The 15,176-nt window shown below is 69.5% G+C and carries 15 protein-coding genes; 4 read left to right on the top strand and 11 right to left on the bottom strand.

What is annotated here, in order from left to right:
- Positions 1-21: 21 nt before the first annotated feature.
- Positions 22-1,224, bottom strand: coding sequence for a signal recognition particle-docking protein FtsY (gene ftsY, locus ACWDAG_RS30280; protein ID WP_450698723.1), 1,203 nt, complete (start codon positions 1,222-1,224; stop codon positions 22-24).
- A 105-nt stretch (positions 1,225-1,329) separates the two neighbouring features.
- Between ftsY and ACWDAG_RS30285 the strand changes: the two genes are divergently transcribed.
- Positions 1,330-2,313, top strand: a complete 984-nt coding sequence (locus ACWDAG_RS30285) for an LLM class flavin-dependent oxidoreductase (RefSeq protein WP_450698724.1) — start codon at positions 1,330-1,332, stop codon at positions 2,311-2,313.
- Between the two features lie 153 nt (positions 2,314-2,466).
- Entirely contained in the window at positions 2,467-2,673 is a 207-nt protein-coding gene (locus tag ACWDAG_RS30290; protein WP_450698725.1) for a hypothetical protein, read from the top strand.
- Positions 2,674-2,781: 108 nt separating this feature from the next.
- On the opposite strand, the gene ACWDAG_RS30295 is transcribed toward ACWDAG_RS30290, so the two are convergent.
- From ACWDAG_RS30295 to ACWDAG_RS30310, 4 genes are all read right to left on the bottom strand, one after another.
- Positions 2,782-4,200 (bottom strand): sugar porter family MFS transporter, encoded by a 1,419-nt coding sequence (locus ACWDAG_RS30295; protein ID WP_450698726.1) that lies wholly within the window; start codon positions 4,198-4,200, stop codon positions 2,782-2,784.
- A 201-nt stretch (positions 4,201-4,401) separates the two neighbouring features.
- The gene (smc, locus tag ACWDAG_RS30300) at positions 4,402-7,986 is read right to left on the bottom strand and encodes a chromosome segregation protein SMC (RefSeq protein ID WP_450698727.1); all 3,585 of its coding nucleotides are present in this window, start codon (positions 7,984-7,986) and stop codon (positions 4,402-4,404) included.
- Positions 7,987-8,193: 207 nt separating this feature from the next.
- Positions 8,194-8,397 (bottom strand): hypothetical protein, encoded by a 204-nt coding sequence (locus ACWDAG_RS30305; RefSeq protein WP_016432419.1) that lies wholly within the window; start codon positions 8,395-8,397, stop codon positions 8,194-8,196.
- A 383-nt stretch (positions 8,398-8,780) separates the two neighbouring features.
- Positions 8,781-9,062 carry an acylphosphatase gene (locus tag ACWDAG_RS30310; RefSeq protein WP_078912750.1) on the bottom strand — a complete coding sequence of 94 codons (282 nt, stop codon included), beginning with the start codon at positions 9,060-9,062 and terminating at the stop codon, positions 8,781-8,783.
- Positions 9,063-9,229: 167 nt separating this feature from the next.
- Between ACWDAG_RS30310 and ACWDAG_RS30315 the strand changes: the two genes are divergently transcribed.
- On the top strand, positions 9,230-10,336 hold the full coding sequence (locus tag ACWDAG_RS30315; RefSeq protein WP_450698728.1) for a CAP domain-containing protein: 1,107 nt from the start codon (positions 9,230-9,232) through the stop codon (positions 10,334-10,336).
- A gap of 81 nt (positions 10,337-10,417) precedes the next feature.
- On the top strand, positions 10,418-10,819 hold the full coding sequence (locus ACWDAG_RS30320; protein WP_450698729.1) for a winged helix-turn-helix transcriptional regulator: 402 nt from the start codon (positions 10,418-10,420) through the stop codon (positions 10,817-10,819).
- Here ACWDAG_RS30320 and mutM read toward each other — a convergent pair.
- From mutM to coaD, 6 genes are all read right to left on the bottom strand, one after another.
- Entirely contained in the window at positions 10,792-11,652 is an 861-nt protein-coding gene (gene mutM, locus ACWDAG_RS30325) for a bifunctional DNA-formamidopyrimidine glycosylase/DNA-(apurinic or apyrimidinic site) lyase (RefSeq protein WP_450698730.1), read from the bottom strand. The two genes, ACWDAG_RS30320 and mutM, sit on opposite strands and share 28 nt — an antisense overlap.
- 134 nt (positions 11,653-11,786) lie before the next feature.
- Positions 11,787-12,635: a ribonuclease III gene (gene rnc / locus ACWDAG_RS30330; protein ID WP_450698731.1), complete on the bottom strand. Its 849-nt coding sequence runs from the start codon at positions 12,633-12,635 to the stop codon at positions 11,787-11,789.
- A 7-nt stretch (positions 12,636-12,642) separates the two neighbouring features.
- Positions 12,643-12,816: a 50S ribosomal protein L32 gene (gene rpmF, locus ACWDAG_RS30335; protein WP_007493396.1), complete on the bottom strand. Its 174-nt coding sequence runs from the start codon at positions 12,814-12,816 to the stop codon at positions 12,643-12,645.
- A gap of 2 nt (positions 12,817-12,818) precedes the next feature.
- Positions 12,819-13,469, bottom strand: coding sequence for a YceD family protein (locus ACWDAG_RS30340; RefSeq protein WP_450698732.1), 651 nt, complete (start codon positions 13,467-13,469; stop codon positions 12,819-12,821).
- A gap of 132 nt (positions 13,470-13,601) precedes the next feature.
- On the bottom strand, positions 13,602-14,636 hold the full coding sequence (locus ACWDAG_RS30345) for a cell division initiation protein (RefSeq protein WP_450698733.1): 1,035 nt from the start codon (positions 14,634-14,636) through the stop codon (positions 13,602-13,604).
- A gap of 58 nt (positions 14,637-14,694) precedes the next feature.
- Positions 14,695-15,174, bottom strand: coding sequence for a pantetheine-phosphate adenylyltransferase (gene coaD, locus ACWDAG_RS30350; protein WP_450698734.1), 480 nt, complete (start codon positions 15,172-15,174; stop codon positions 14,695-14,697).
- Positions 15,175-15,176: the final 2 nt, after the last annotated feature.

Below are 15,176 nucleotides of genomic sequence, written 5' to 3' on the forward strand. Positions count from 1 at the left end.
GCGGGTGATTCGACCCGGCCTCTAGTCACCGATAAGCGCATCCACGAATGCCTCCGGCTCGAACGGCGCCAGATCGTCGGCGCCCTCGCCGAGACCCACCAGCTTGACCGGTACGCCCAGCTCGCGCTGGACCGCGACGACGATGCCGCCCTTCGCCGTACCGTCGAGCTTGGTGAGCACGATGCCGGTGATGTCGACGACCTCGGCGAACACCCGGGCCTGCACCAGGCCGTTCTGGCCGGTCGTCGCGTCGAGGACGAGGAGGATCTCGTCCAGCGGGGCGTGCTTCTCGACGACGCGCTTGACCTTGCCGAGCTCGTCCATGAGGCCGGTCTTGGTGTGCAGGCGCCCGGCGGTGTCGATGAGGACGACGTCGGAGCCCATCTCCTTGCCCTCCTTCACCGCGTCGAAGGCGACGGAGGCGGGGTCGCCGCCCTCCGGCCCGCGCACGGTGTGGGCGCCGACCCGCTCGCCCCAGGTCTGGAGCTGGTCGGCGGCGGCGGCACGGAAGGTGTCGGCGGCGCCGAGGACGACGCTGCGGCCGTCGGCGACCAGGACGCGGGCGAGCTTGCCGGTGGTGGTGGTCTTGCCGGTGCCGTTGACACCGACGACCATCACGATGCCGGGCTTGCTGTTCTCGGGCTCGGTCTTCACCGTGCGGTCGAAGTCGGTGCCGACCAGCTTGAGGAGTTCCTCGCGCAGCAGGCCGCGCAGCTCGACCGGGGTGCGGGTGCCGAGCACCTTCACGCGCTCGCGCAGGCCCTCGACCAGCTCCTGGGTGGGGGCCACACCGACGTCGGCGGTGAGCAGCGTGTCCTCGATCTCCTCCCAGGTCTCGTCGTCGAGGTGCTCGCGCGACAGGAGCGTGAGCAGACCCTTGCCGAGCGCGTTCTGGGAGCGGGAGAGGCGGGCGCGCAGCCGGATCAGACGTCCGGCCGTCGGCTCCGGGACCTCGATCTCGGGGATTTCGAGGGCGGGCGGTTCCTCGACGGCGACCGGGGCCGAGCCGTCCGGTAGATCCACCTCCTCTATCGTCCGGCGCGGTTCGTCGCGGGGTGTCTCGGCCTCGTCGCCGACGTGCGGCTCGGCCGGAGGGGCGGTGATGTCGGGCGCGGCGGGCGGCGGCGGGGGCAGCGACTTCTTCCGTCGGCTGCCGATGACGAGTCCGCCGAGCGCGCCGAGCACGACCACGGCGATGACTACAGCAAGGATGACGGTTTCCATAACCCGTCCAGTATCAGTCATGGAGTCCTGCGACACCCCTCTGGATGTCTGACACACCGTCAGCTAACGTCCCCCTGCACACCCGCCCGGTGAAGGGAGACCCCCATGCCCGTCTCCGTCGTACGTTTCAACCTCGTCGAACCCGGCGCCACCCCCGCCTCGCTCGGCGCCCGCTACCGGGCCGCCCTGGAGATGGCCGCTTACGCCGACGACCACGGGATCACCACCGTCCAGACGGAGGAGCACCACGGCGTGGCGAACAACTGGCTGCCGTCGCCGTTCGCCTTCGCGGGCGCGGTCTTCGGTGCCACCCGGCGGATCGCGGTCACGGTCTCGGCGGTGATCGGCCCGCTGCACGACCCGCTGCGGCTGGCCGAGGACATCGCCGTACTGGATCTGCTGAGCGGCGGGCGGCTGGTGACCGTGGCCGGGATCGGATACCGGCCCGAGGAGTACGCCCAGTTCGACGTGGACTGGAAGCGGCGCGGCAGGATCCAGGACGAGCTCCTTGAGACGGTGCTGAAGGCCTGGACCGGTGAGGAGTTCGAATACCGGGGCCGTACGGTACGGGTCACCCCGCGCCCCTTCACCGAGCCGCACCCCTTGCTCCTGGTCGGCGGCTCCTCGAAGGCCGCCGCCCGCCGCGCGGCCCGCCTCGGCCTCCCCTTCTTCCCCAGCGCGCATCTGCCGGAGCTGGAGGCGTACTACAAGGAGCGGCTCGTCGAGTACGGCACCGAGGGCTGGACGATGATGCCCGCCGCCGAGACCCCGCTGCTGCACCTCGCCGAGGATCCCGACCGGGCGTGGGCCGAGTACGGCGAGCACTTCCTGCACGAGGCGCGGACGTATGCCTCCTGGCAGTCCGGTGACATCCGGTCGGCGGTGAGGTCGGCGGCCACGAGCGTGGCGGAGCTGCGCGCCGAGGGCGTGTACCGGATCCTCACGCCCGACGAGTGCGTGGCTCAGGGCCTCGACAGCCTCGTACTGCATCCGCTGGCCGGTGGGATGCCGGTGGAGGAGGGGTGGCGAAGCCTGCGGCTGTTCGCGGAGCGGGTGATCCCGGCGCTGGGGGCTGAGCCAGGGCGGTAACCGGTGGTCGGGCGGGGCCCGGCGGTGGCCCACTGCGGCCATGAGTCTGCTGGTGGAAGTGTTCGTCCGGGAGCCGGACGGCGAGATACGGATGCTCGACGTGCCGGACGACGTGTACCAGTCCGGTGAGTTCGAGTCCTGGCGTACGACGGTGTGGGGGTCGGAGTTCGTACGCTCGCCGGGTGCCCGCTTCCTGCCGACTCCGGCAGACGACGACCTCTACGCGACGAGCTCGCCCACGGCACCGAGCGGCCGCGGACCGTCGAGGAGCACCGGCACCAGATCGAGACCCGACTGCGGATCATCGAGGAGAGCATCCGCAAAGCCCTGGAGATCGGCGGTGGCGTCCTCATCCGGTGAGACAGGAGACCGCCGCCCCCGCCCGGACGGTGCCGGGCGGGGGCGGCGGACGGTACGAGGAGAGGGGCAGCGGGGACTTGGCCCTTCTCCCCGAGTATGCGGGGCTGCTCAGCCCATCTCCTCCAGCGCCTTGCCCTTCGTCTCCTTCACGAACTTCAGGACGAACGGGACGGAGAGCGCCGCGAAGACCGTGTAGATCACATAGGTCACGGAGAGGTTCCAGTCGGCCAGCGACGGGAAGCTCGCGGTGATGGCCCAGTTGGCGATCCACTGCGCGGCGGCGGCCACGCCCAGGGCGGCGGCGCGGATCTTGTTCGGGAACATCTCGCCGAGCATGACCCAGACGACCACACCCCAGGACAGGGCGAAGAAGAGGACGAAGATGTGCGCGGCGATCAGGGCGGTCCAGCCCTGCGCGGCCGGCAGCTTGCCGTCGACCAGGTGGTACGAGAAGGCCCAGGCCTCCAGTGCGAGACCGACGACCATGCCGACCGAGCCGATCAGGGCCAGCGGCTTACGGCCGACGCGGTCGACGAAGACCATGGCGATCACGGTGCCGACGATGTTGATGATCGACGTCGTGAAGGAGTAGAAGAACGAGTCCGTCGGGTCGACGCCGACCGACTGCCACAGGGTCGAGGAGTAGTAGAACGCGACGTTGATGCCGACGAACTGCTGGAAGACCGAGAGGCCGATGCCGATCCAGACGACCGGCTTGAAGAAGAAGCCGCCGCCGAGCAGGTCCTTGAAGGCGGACTTGTGCTCGCTCTTCATCGCGTGCTCGATCTCGTTCACGCGGGCGTCCAGGTCGCCGTGCTCGCCCTCGACCTCGGCGAGGATCTCGCGGGCGCGCTCGTGCTTGCCGACGGAGATCAGGAAGCGGGGGGACTCGGGGATGGCGAAGGAGAGCAAGCCGTAGAGGACGGCCGGGACCACCATGACGCCGAGCATGACCTGCCAGGCCTCCAGGCCCATCAGCTTGCCGCGCTGGTCGCCGTCGGCGGCGTTCAGCAGACCCCAGTTGACCAGCTGCGAGATCGCGATGCCGATGACGATCGCGGCCTGCTGGAAGGAACCGAGACGGCCGCGGTACGCGGGCGGGGCGACCTCCGCGATATAGGCGGGGCCGATGACGGAGGCCATGCCGATGGCGAAGCCACCGACGACGCGCCAGAGGGCGAAGTCCCACAGTGCGAAGGGCAGCGCCGAACCGACGGCGCTGACGGTGAACAGCACGGCGGCGATCTGCATGACCCGGATACGGCCGATCCGGTCGGCGATGCGGCCGGCGGTGGCGGCACCGATGGCACAGCCGATCAGGGCGATGGCGATGACCTGGGCCAGGGCCGCGGAGCCGATGCCGTAGCGGTCCCGGATGGCCTCGACGGCGCCGTTGATCACGGAGCTGTCGTAGCCGAACAGGAATCCGCCCATCGCGGCCGCCGCCGCGATGAAGGTGACGCGCCCGAGGTGCTCGGGACGAGCCGTTCTGGCTCCTGACTTCTGTGCCTGCACTGTGCTGGTCACGTTCAACTCCTCGGGCCACCGGCAGCGCTGCCGGGTGGGGGACCCTTCCAGGTAGGTAATACCTGAAGGTAAAAACAACGTTGCCGAGACTATGCCTTCAAGTTTCGAAGTCAAGGGGGTGTGACTGTGACTTTTCAGTGCACGTGTGACGGGAATGTGTTCAAGTGTTGAAGTCTTGACCGGGGGGTCTTGGTCGAGTGCTCAGCGCAGCCGCTGGCTGATGACCTTCGAGACGCCGTCGCCCTGCATGGAGACGCCGTACAGCGCGTCGGCGACCTCCATGGTCCGCTTCTGGTGGGTGATCACGATCAGCTGCGAGGCTTCCTGCAGCTCCTGCATGATGCGGATCAGCCGCTGCAGGTTGGTGTCGTCGAGCGCGGCCTCGACCTCGTCCATGACGTAGAACGGGCTCGGCCGGGCCTTGAAGATGGACACCAGCAGCGCCACGGCGGTGAGCGAGCGCTCACCACCCGAGAGCAGCGACAGCCGCTTGACCTTCTTGCCCGGCGGACGCGCCTCGACGTCGACGCCCGTGGTGAGCATGTTGTCGGGGTCGGTCAGGATCAGCCGCCCCTCACCGCCCGGGAACAGCCGGCTAAAGACACCCTCGAACTCCCGGGCCGTGTCCCGGTAGGCCTCGGTGAAGACCTGTTCGACGCGCTCGTCGACCTCCTTGACGACCTGGAGCAGGTCGGCGCGGGTCTTCTTCAGGTCTTCGAGCTGCTCGCTGAGGAACTTGTGGCGTTCCTCCAGCGCGGCGAACTCCTCCAGGGCGAGCGGATTGACCTTGCCGAGCTGCTGGTAGGCCCGCTCGGCGGCCTTGAGCCGCTTCTCCTGCTCGGCGCGGTGGAACTGCTTCGGCTGGTTGCGCGGGTGCTCGGGATCCTCGGGCAGTTCCTCGCCCTCGGCGGGCGGGGAGGGTGGTACGAGCTGGTGCGGGCCGTACTCGGACACGAGCCCGGCCGGCTCCACGCCCAGCTCCTCCAGCGCCTTGGTCTCCAACTGCTCGATGCGCATGCGCTTCTCGGCACCGAGCACCTCGCCGCGGTGCACGGAGTCGGTCAGCTTGTCGAGCTCGCCCTTGAGGTCACGGCCCGCGCCCCGGGCCGCGGTCAGCTCCTGCTCGCGCCGGGCCTTGGCGGCGTCGGCCGCGGTGCGTTCCTCCTCGGCCCGGGCGAGGGAGACCTCGACGTGCGCGAGCAACTGGCGTGCACCGGAGGCGACGGCTTCCGCCACGGACGCTTCGTGCCTGAGGCGCGCCCGGCGCTGCTCGGCACGCGCGCGTGCGTCACGCTCCGCTCGGGCGGCGCGGTCGAGGGAGTCGGCGCGGCCGGCGAGCCCTTTGACGCGCTCTTCGTGCGTACGGACCTGAAGCCGGGCCTCCATCTCCGTCTGGCGGGCGTTGGCGCCGTCGGCGGCGAGACGGTCCCGTACCGACGTGTCCGGCTCCTCCTCGACGGGCATCTCCTCGGCGACGGCCAGGCGTTCGGCGAGGACCTCGACCTCCTCGAGGGCCTTGTCCAGCGCTTCCTGCGCCCGCGCGGCAGCGGCGACGGTGCGTTCCGCTTCGCCCGCCGCGCCCCGTGCCTGCCCGGCGAGCCGGCCCAGCTGCTGGGCGACGGCCGACTTCTCCCGGTCGGCGGCCCTGCGCTTCTCCCCCAGCTCCTCTACGAGCGCTGCGCATTCCCTGCGGCGCTCGGTCGCCGCGTGCTGTGCCTCGGTGAGTTCCTCGCAGCGGACGGCCAGCTCCTCGAGCTCGGCGGCTGCCTCGTCGACGGAGGCCTGTACCTCCAGCAGGCTGGGCGCGCCTGCGGAGCCGCCGTGTGCGAAGTGTGCGCCCAGCAGGTCGCCCTCGGCGGTTACGGCGGTGAGGTCTGGTCGTCTGTAGACGAGCTCTTCTGCTTCTTCGAGGGTGGCGACCACGACGATGCCGGCGAGGAGGCGGCGAATGGCAGGCATGAGGTCGGAAGGCGCGCGGACGAAATCTGCCGCGTGAGGTTGTTGGGCGTCTGCGGGTTCGCTGTGGCCGGTCGCGCCGTTCCCCGCGCCCCTTTGGGACGCTTCCGGCGCACCCGCCAACAGCAGTGACGCCCGGCCGCCGTCCTGTTTGCGCAGCAAGCGGATCGCGTCCGCCGCGGCCGACGGGGACGTGACCGCGAGGGCGTCCGCCGCCGCGCCGAAGGCTGCCGCCAGGGGGACCTCGTACCCCGGAGTGATCGTGAGCAGCTCGGCGGCCGGCCCCAACAGTCCGGAGAGACGATCCTTCGCCCCGAGCAGCGCGCCCGTGCCGTCCTTGCGCCGCAACCCCATCGCCAGGGCTTCATGCCGGGCCTGGGTCGCGGCTCGTTTCCGCTCCGCCGCCGTGGCCGCCTCCCGCGCGGCCGTCAGGGTGGCCTCCGCCTCGGCCAGCTGCTGTTTCGCCGCCGTGTGCTGCTCGCCCAGCTCCGCGTCGCCCGCGTCGAGGCCGTCGACCTCGGCCTTGAGCGCCTCGTACTCCTCCTGGGCCGCGACGGCCCGCTCCTGTGCCTCGTCCCGGGCAGCGGCCAGGCGGTCGATCTCCGCCTGGGCGGAGGCGGCGCGCGAACGGGCCGCGCCCACCTGCCCGTTCAGGCGGGCGAGGCCCTCTCGGCGGTCGGCGATGGCGCGGGCGACGTCCTTCAGGCGCCGTTCTTCCTGCGTGAGTTCGCGCTCCAGCTCGGCCCGGTGCGCGACCGTGTCCTCCAGAGCCCGCTCGGCCGCCTCCAGGGCCGCTTCGAGTTCGGCCTCCTGCTCACGGATACGGGCGGCCTCGCGCTCCATGTCCTCGGGGTCGCGGCCCCGCCGCTCCTCCGGCGGCGCCGACGTCGCGCTCTTCACCCGGGCGTCGGCCAACGAGATCGTGCCACGCACCCGCTCGGCCAGCTGCGACAGCTCGTACCAGGTCTGCTGGGCCCGCTGGAGCCGGGGAGCGAGCTGCCGTACCTCGTCCTCCAGGAGCGCCTCGCGCTGCAGGGCCTTCTTCAGCTCCTGCTCGGCGGCTTCCTTGCGTTCCTTGAGCGCGGCCTCGTCCGCGACCTCGGCCTTCAGTGCCTCCCGCAGCCGTACGAGATCGTCGGCCAGCAACCTCAGGCGCGCATCCCGCAGATCCGCCTGGATGACCGCGGCCCGGCGGGCGACGGCGGCCTGGCGGCCGAGGGGCTTGAGCTGTCTGCGCAGTTCGTCGGTGAGGTCCTGCACGCGCGCGAGGTTGGCCTGCATCGCGTCGAGCTTGCGGAGGGCCTTCTCCTTGCGCTTGCGGTGCTTGAGGACGCCGGCCGCCTCCTCGATGAAGGCGCGGCGGCCCATGGGGTCGGCGTGCAGGACGGAGTCCAGCTGGCCCTGGCCGACGATGACGTGCATCTCGCGGCCGATGCCGGAGTCGGAGAGGAGTTCCTGGATGTCGAGGAGACGGCAGGTGTCGCCGTTGATCTGGTACTCGCTGCCGCCGTTGCGGAACATGATCCGCGTGATGGTGACCTCGGCGTACTCGATGGGCAGGGCCCCGTCGGAGTTGTCGATGGTCAGGGACACCTCGGCGCGGCCGAGCGGCGGGCGCCCGGTGGTGCCGGCGAAGATGACGTCCTCCATCTTGCCGCCGCGCAGCGACTTGGCACCCTGCTCGCCCATCACCCAGCTCAGGGCGTCCACCACGTTGGACTTGCCCGAGCCGTTCGGTCCGACGACACACGTGATGCCCGGCTCGAACCGGAGCGTGGTCGCCGAGGCGAACGACTTGAACCCGCGGAGGGTCAGGGCCTTGAGGTGCACGCCGCTGGACTCTACCTTCCGCCGGTATCCCACTCCATGAACCCGCGGTTTCACCCTTGAACGTGCAGGGCACACCAAACGTTAAAGAGGGTGAAAGGATGCACGGGGGAAAGAAAGAAGGGACGCCGAAGCGTCCCTTGCAAACTCTGACAACTTTGCGGTTGATACGGGCGGCCCAACCACTGCTGTCGTGGTTCGATGCAGTGATCAGGTGAGCGCAGGCTCCGCCTGGTGTGCGTCGATGCTCTCCATGATCCTGTCGTGAGAAGCGGCAGCCGCGAGCGCGTCGTTCTCCGCCTGGATCCGTACGAGCTCGGATTCCAGGTCCTGGACGCGCTGCTGGAGCCGTCGCATCTCGGCGAGGAGTCGAGGGTCGGAGCCGCCGACGTAACCGAGAAGCGCCTTTGCCATGATGGATGGTCCTCCACACTGAGTGACCGACCGAAGCGGTGTGGGTCGTGAGGGAATCGCACCCGCGGTGCTTGACACTATGGAGTTCATGCTGCCGTTCATCCATGCCAAACAGCTAAGGTGCGCGGGGTGCTTTCAGCGTCTCACCAAAAAGTTTGACGGTCAACACGATCACGCCCTGTATTGGCGGGCAACCCGGGGGCGCGCGGCCTGAAGGCGGCGGCGCTGCGACTCCTGCGGGGCCCTCAGGGCGTGGCGATCATTCTTGGGTGCGCAGCCTGCCACGACAAGCGATTCTTGGCAACCACCAGGCAATTTCCGCTTGGGACGGCTGTCGGTGGCATGTCCGTCCGCTTTCACCGGGGCCTCTTTACAGAATCGGCTCAGCGGATGGCGAAGCCGTCGTACCCCCCGCGAGGTGTGTCCCAGATCTCGGTGACGCCCTCGACTCTGCCGGGCGTGTCGTCGCCCTGGAGCCAGCCGAGGAGTCCCTCGCACCGCTCCCGGGGGCCCTCGGCGACCACCTGGACCCGTCCGTCGCCCAAATTGAGAGCAAAGCCACTCAGTCCGCCGAGCTCCAGGGCCTTGGCCCGCGTGAACCAGCGAAAACCCACACCTTGGACGCGTCCCCGCACCCAGGCAACCAGTCGCACATCCTCGCTCATGGGTGCAACCTAACCGGCCAATGTCTCTCGGGACACTTCCTCCCCTGACGCCATGCGGTACCGTCCCCACCCAATGAATCTCATATGAAACTCACTCGATCGAGTGATTTGGATCACTCGAAAGATCATATGGGACACGTTGATCGCAAGACGAGGAAGGCCAGGACATGGGACGCCACCGACGCTCCGCCGCCGGCCGCGCCGCCACGGGCCGCGCCACGGGGGTCACAGGTAGGGACGGCTCGTACGCGAGCAGCTACGACCCCCAGCAGTACTCGTACAGCTACGACCCTCCCGAGGCCGGCGCGGGCGACGAGCGGCCCACCTTGGGCAACGCCCCGTATCTGCAGTCCGAGGGGTACGCCGAGGCCTCCGCACGGAGTGCGGCGTACCTGTTCGCCACCGAGGACGACTACGCGACGGTCTTCCCTGAGCACGCGTTCGCGCCCGACCAGGGCTCCCGGCGCGGAGGCTCGCGCCGTCGCCGGAAGAAGGCCGTGACGCCGGTGCGCACCGGTCTGCTCGGGGTCTCGGCCGCCGTCGCCATCGGCACGGTCGCGGTCGCCACGGGTTCGATGCCCGGTCTCGACAACTACAGGCTGGGCGGCGGCTCCGACAAGGTGCAGGCCGCGAACACGCCCAGCAACTCGGCGACCGAGCAGGGTGGCACGTCCGGCAGCGCCGACGGCCGTGACGAGGGCTCCTCGACGAGCCGCGACGCCGACCGCTCGGCCTCGCCCTCGACCTCGCCGAGCCCGTCGACCTCCTCGGCCGCGCCGAGCGAGGCGCCGTCGAAGAAGCCGAAGGCGACGCCCACCAAGAAACCGAAGACGATTCCTCCGCAGAGGGCGACCAAGCCGCCCAAGGAGACCACCCCTCCGGTGGCGGTCCCCGCGGCGGCCGCCGCCGAGGCGGAGGTGCTCAAGCTGGTCAACGAGGAGCGGGCCAAGGTGGGCTGCAGCGCGGTCTCCGCCAACAGCACCCTGTCGGAGCTCGCGGAGAAGTTCAGCGACGCCATGGCCGCCGACGGCTTCTTCGACCACACCGACCCCAGCGGCGCCTCGCCGTGGGACCGGGCGGCGAAGCTCGGCATAACCAACCTCGGCGGCGAGAACATAGCCCGGGGCCAGGCCGACGCGGCCGCCGTGATGGAGGCCTGGATGAACAGCCCCGGCCACCGCGCCAACATCCTGAACTGCGACTTCAAGACGCTGGGCGTCGGCGTGCACTTCGGGTCGGGTGGCCCCTGGTGGACACAGGACTTCGGGTACTAGACGAGGGCCGAGGACGGCGCTGCACTAACTCATGGTTAGTGCAACCTGTTGGTTAGCGCTGAGCTCAAGTACGCTTGAGGGATGGACACCACGCAGGAGCTCATGGAGGCGGACGACCTCCCGTTCAACGTGTTCGCCAAGGCCTGTCCCTCGCGCGGCACGCTGGAGCACGTCACGGGCCGCTGGGGTGGCCTGACGCTCTGCGCCCTGTTCGAGGGTTCGCTGCGCTTCAACGAGCTGCGCCGCCGTGTCGACGGTGTGAGCGAGAAGATGCTCTCCCAGACGCTGCACGCGCTGGAGCGCGACGGCCTGGTGCACCGCGAGGCCCAGCCGACGAACCCGCCCCGCGTGGACTACGAACTCACCCCGCTCGGTCACGAGGTCGCCGAGCGGCTGCTGTCCCTCGTCCATCTGCTGGAGGGCCGCATGGGCGACGTCCTCGCAGCCCGCGAGCGTTACGACAGCGCGCGCGGCGGCCTCTGACACTTCGGGCAGAAGTAGCTGGACCGGTTCATCCAGGGGCGCCGCCACATCGGCGTGGCGCACCTCTTGCAGGGCAGACCCTCACGGCCGTAGGCATCCAGCGACCGGTCGAAGTAGCCCGACTCCCCGTTGACGTTGACGTACAGGCTGTCGAAGCTGGTGCCGCCCACGGCGAGCGCCTGGTTCATCACATCCCTTATGTGGCCGAGGAGTTCGGCCGTGCGCGGGCGGGTGAAGTTCGCGGTGGGGCGTTCGTAGTGGACGCGGGCGCGCCAAAGGGCCTCGTCCGCATAGATGTTGCCGACTCCGCTGATCAACGACTGGTCGAGCAGGGCCCGTTTGATGGTGCTGCGCTTGCGGCGCAGCGCCTGGTGGAAGGCCTCGTCGTCGAAGAGCGGGTCCAGGGGGTCGCGCGCGATGTGCGCGATGACGTCGGGCAGGCCCTCGGGGGTGTTGTCGTGCAACGACAGGCCGCCGAAGGTGCGTTGGTCGACGAAGCGGAGCTCGGTCTTCAAGTCGTCCGCGAACCTCACGCGGATCCTGAGGTGCTTCTCGTCGGGGGCCGCGTTCGGCTGGACCAGCAGCTGGCCGCTCATGCCGAGGTGGGCGAGGATCGACTGGTGGGTGTCCTCCAGGGGCAGCCAGAGATACTTGCCGCGGCGGCTGGGGACGCCGACGCGGTGGCCCTTGAGGCGGTGCGTGAAGTCGTCCGCCCCGGCCACATGACGGCGTACCGCACGCGGGTGCAGCACCTCGGCGTCGGCGACGACGCGGTGGGCGACCCACCGCTCCAGGCCGCGCCGGACGACCTCGACCTCGGGCAACTCGGGCATCGCAACCCCCGTAACGGACCGGTATGAGCCGAGCGCCCGCCCCCGGGGAGGGACGGGCGCTCGGGTGCGCTGTGCGTCGGAGACTTCCGGATGATCTCAGACCCTCAGATCATCGGAGGCTCACAGGGACTTCGTCAGGCGGAGACGGATGACGGGCTTTCGCCGTCCTGGGCAGCGTTCTCGGCTGCGGCCTTCTCTGCCGCCGCCTTGGCGCGCTCGTCCGCCGCGGCCCTGATGGACCGCCACGCGGATTCCGCGGCCTGCTGCTCCGCCTCTTTCTTGCTGCGGCCGGTGCCGGTGCCGTACGAGACGCCTCCGACGCGGGCGGCAGCAGTGAAGGTCTTCTCGTGGTCGGGGCCGGTCTCCGTGACCAGGTACTCGGGCACGCCGAGGCTCTCGGTCGCGGTGAGCTCCTGGAGGCTGGTCTTCCAGTCCAGGCCGGCTCCGAGGTTGGAGGACTTCTCGATCAGCGGGTCGAAGAGCCGGTGGACGAGCTCGCCCGCCGCTTCCAGACCCTGGTCGAGATAGACAGCGCCGATCACCGCTTCAAGGGTGTCGGCGAGGATGGACGCCTTGTCCCGGCCGCCCGTGCCCTCTTCGCCCCGGCCGAGCCGGATGAAGGAGCCAAGGTCGAGCCCACGGCCCACCTCCGCCAGCGCACGCGAGTTGACCACCGCGGCCCGCAGCTTGGCCAGCTGGCCTTCGGGCAGGTCGGGGTGGGTGCGGTACAGCGTGTCCGTGACCACGAGACCGAGCACGGAGTCCCCGAGGAACTCCAGCCGCTCGTTGGTCGGCAGACCGCCGTTCTCGTACGCGTACGAACGGTGGGTCAGCGCGCGCACCAGAAGGGCGGACTCGAGCTTGTACCCGAGCCGCCCTTCCAGAAGCGTGTGGGACGAGGCTGTGTTGTCCGACTTTTTCCTGGCGGTTGGGTCCGCCATGGCGTCATCCGCCTTCTTGGCAGTGGACACGGTGCCTCTCACCAGCCGCTCAGACCTCGAGGACCTGGCGCTTGTTGTAGGTGCCGCAAGACGGGCACGCGATGTGCTGCAGCTTGGGCTCGTGGCAGCGCTCGCACGCAACCAGGGTGGGGACCGCAGCCTTCCACTGCGACCGGCGGTGGCGCGTGTTGCTGCGCGACATCTTCCGCTTCGGAACAGCCACGGCTACTTCTCCTGCTTCTCGTCGACGCCCGCTTCCGCTTCGGCGCCGCTCATCTCGTCCTTCTCGCCGTCTCCGAGTGAACCGGCGAGTCCCTGCAGTGCCGCCCAACGGATGTCGACGGCGTCATGGTGGTGGTCCGGGTCGTCCGCCAGGCGCGCTCCGCACTCGGAGCACAGGCCCAGACAGTCGTCCTGGCACACCGGCTGCATCGGCAGTGCGAGCACCACCGCATCACGCAGCACGGGCTCGAGGTCGAACAGGCCGTCCTCGATGAAGAGCCTGTCCTCGTCTTCCTCGGCGTCGTCGGTCGGCTCCGCCTTGGGGCGGCCCCGATCGTCGGCGTCAGGGTACGAGAACATCTCCTGGAAGTCCGCTTCGAGCGCCAGCTCAAGCGGCTCCAGACACCTTACGCACTCCCCCTCGGCCTGTGCACGGGCGGTGCCTGTGACAAGCACCCCTTCCATGACCGACTCGAGGCGGAGGTCGAGCTCCACCGGGGCGCCTTCCGGCACTCCGATGACTCCCGCGATACCGAGGTCCTTGGGAGCGTCGACCGTGCGGGTCAGGCGCTGCAGCGCACCGGGCCGCCGCCCCAGCTCGTGTGTGTCGAACACGAGAGGCTTGCGGTGGTCGAGGCGGGCGTTCAGAGCCATTCCTGCTTTCGGTCTTCCAGCTCAGGGGGACGCTGCCCCTCGGTGTCCCTGGGCAGCGCTGATCGCGGACGTACACGCGACCGAAGAGCCAGGATACTGGACCTTTCGCTCACGGCCCAATCCGGTGGCTGCTTACTGGCCGCGCCCCTGTTCATAGGCTCTCAGCTGCTCGGGCGTGATCATCCCGGTGTCGAAGAGGCTGGTCTCGTCGAGGGCGTACGACTGCTGCGCCTGCTGCGCCTGGCCGGGGTCGTACCCGGCCTGCTGGGCGTCGTAGCCCTGGTAGGCATAGGGATCGGCCTGCTGGTAGCCGTACGCGTCCTGCTGGCCGTACGTCTGCTGCTGGTAGGCGCCGCCGTACGGATCGGTCTGCTGCTGATAGCCGTACGCCGGCTGCGGCTGGCCGTAGTCCTGCTGCTGGGCGGGCTGCTCGGCCGGGGCCTTCGGCTCCGCGACGGCGGCGAGGTCGGCTAGGTAGTCGGCGTCGCTGGAGTGCTGGAAGGACGTGGGGTCGTCGGCGAGGGCGCCGAGGTCGTCGGTGGCGATACGGCCGTGCAGCTTCTGGCGGCCGCGGCCGACGGCCTCCAGGGTCTTGGCGAGGACCGCCTCGAAGGCGCCGAGCTTGGCGTCGACGTAGGCGTCGGCGTCCTTGCGCAGGATCTCGGGGTCGTGGCTGCGCTCGGGGGCGTCCTCGTCCTCGCAGCCCTGCTCGTCGACGCCCGGGCCGGTGCCGAGGAGCTTCTCGCGGCCGCGGCCGACGGAGCCGAGGGTCTTGGTGAGGACGACCTCGAAGTTGGCGAGCTTGGAGTCGACGTAGTCGTCGGCCTCCGCGCGGACCTCCTCCGCCTCCTGGCGGGCCTCGGCGAGGATCCGGTCGGCCTCTGCCTGGGAACGGCGGGCGACCTCGGTGTCGGAGATGAGGGAACCGCGCTCGGCGTGCGCCTGCCCGATGATCCGGTCGGCCTCCTGACGGGCCTGCTCGACCATCTGCTCGCGGTCGCCGATCAGCTCCTGGGCCTGGGCGAGGGAGCCGGGCAGTGCCTCCCGCAGCTCTTCGAGCATCGAGAGCAGCTCGGCGCGGTTGACCACGCACGAGGCCGACATGGGCATCGACCGGGCGCCGGAGACCGCGGCGACGATCTCGTCGAGCTTCTTCTGCACGTCCACCGTGTGCTCGCCACTCTCTACAGCTGGGTTGGAGACGGACGGGACGACTGTAGCCCCATCAGTCCTTGCGCAGGCGCTGGTTGAGGGCCTCCAGGACCATCGGCGGCACCAGGTGGGAGACGTCTCCGCCCCAGGTCGCGACCTCCTTGACGAGCGAGGAGGACAGGAAGCTGTAGGTGGGGTTGGTCGGCACGAAGAGTGTCTCGACGCCCGAGAGGCCGTTGTTCATCTGGGCCATCTGGAGTTCGTAGTCGAAGTCGCTGACCGCCCTGAGGCCCTTGACGATGGCCGGGATGTCCCGTTCCTTGCAGTAGTCGACGAGGAGACCGTGGAAGGCCTCGACGATCACGTTGCCGTACTCGGCGGTGACCTGACGGATCAGATCGATCCGCTCGTCGATCTCGAACAGGCCCTTCTTGGACTTGTTGATCATGACCGCGACATAGACCTCGTCGTACAGACGAGAGGCGCGGGAAATGATGTCGAGGTGTCCGTTGGTGATCGGGTCGAACGACCCGGGACAGACGGCGCGGCGCACTT

It is taken from the genome of Streptomyces sp. NPDC001157, from assembly GCF_053598255.1.

Coding starts and splice junctions, on each gene's coding strand:
- ftsY (WP_450698723.1), bottom strand. CDS start 1,224: ATGGAAACCGTCATCCTTGCTGTAGTCATCGCCGTGGTCGTGCTCGGC.
- ACWDAG_RS30285 (WP_450698724.1), top strand. CDS start 1,330: ATGCCCGTCTCCGTCGTACGTTTCAACCTCGTCGAACCCGGCGCCACC.
- ACWDAG_RS30305 (WP_016432419.1), bottom strand. CDS start 8,397: ATGGCAAAGGCGCTTCTCGGTTACGTCGGCGGCTCCGACCCTCGACTC.
- ACWDAG_RS30310 (WP_078912750.1), bottom strand. CDS start 9,062: ATGAGCGAGGATGTGCGACTGGTTGCCTGGGTGCGGGGACGCGTCCAA.
- ACWDAG_RS30315 (WP_450698728.1), top strand. CDS start 9,230: ATGGGACGCCACCGACGCTCCGCCGCCGGCCGCGCCGCCACGGGCCGC.
- ACWDAG_RS30320 (WP_450698729.1), top strand. CDS start 10,418: ATGGACACCACGCAGGAGCTCATGGAGGCGGACGACCTCCCGTTCAAC.
- mutM (WP_450698730.1), bottom strand. CDS start 11,652: ATGCCCGAGTTGCCCGAGGTCGAGGTCGTCCGGCGCGGCCTGGAGCGG.
- ACWDAG_RS30340 (WP_450698732.1), bottom strand. CDS start 13,469: ATGGCTCTGAACGCCCGCCTCGACCACCGCAAGCCTCTCGTGTTCGAC.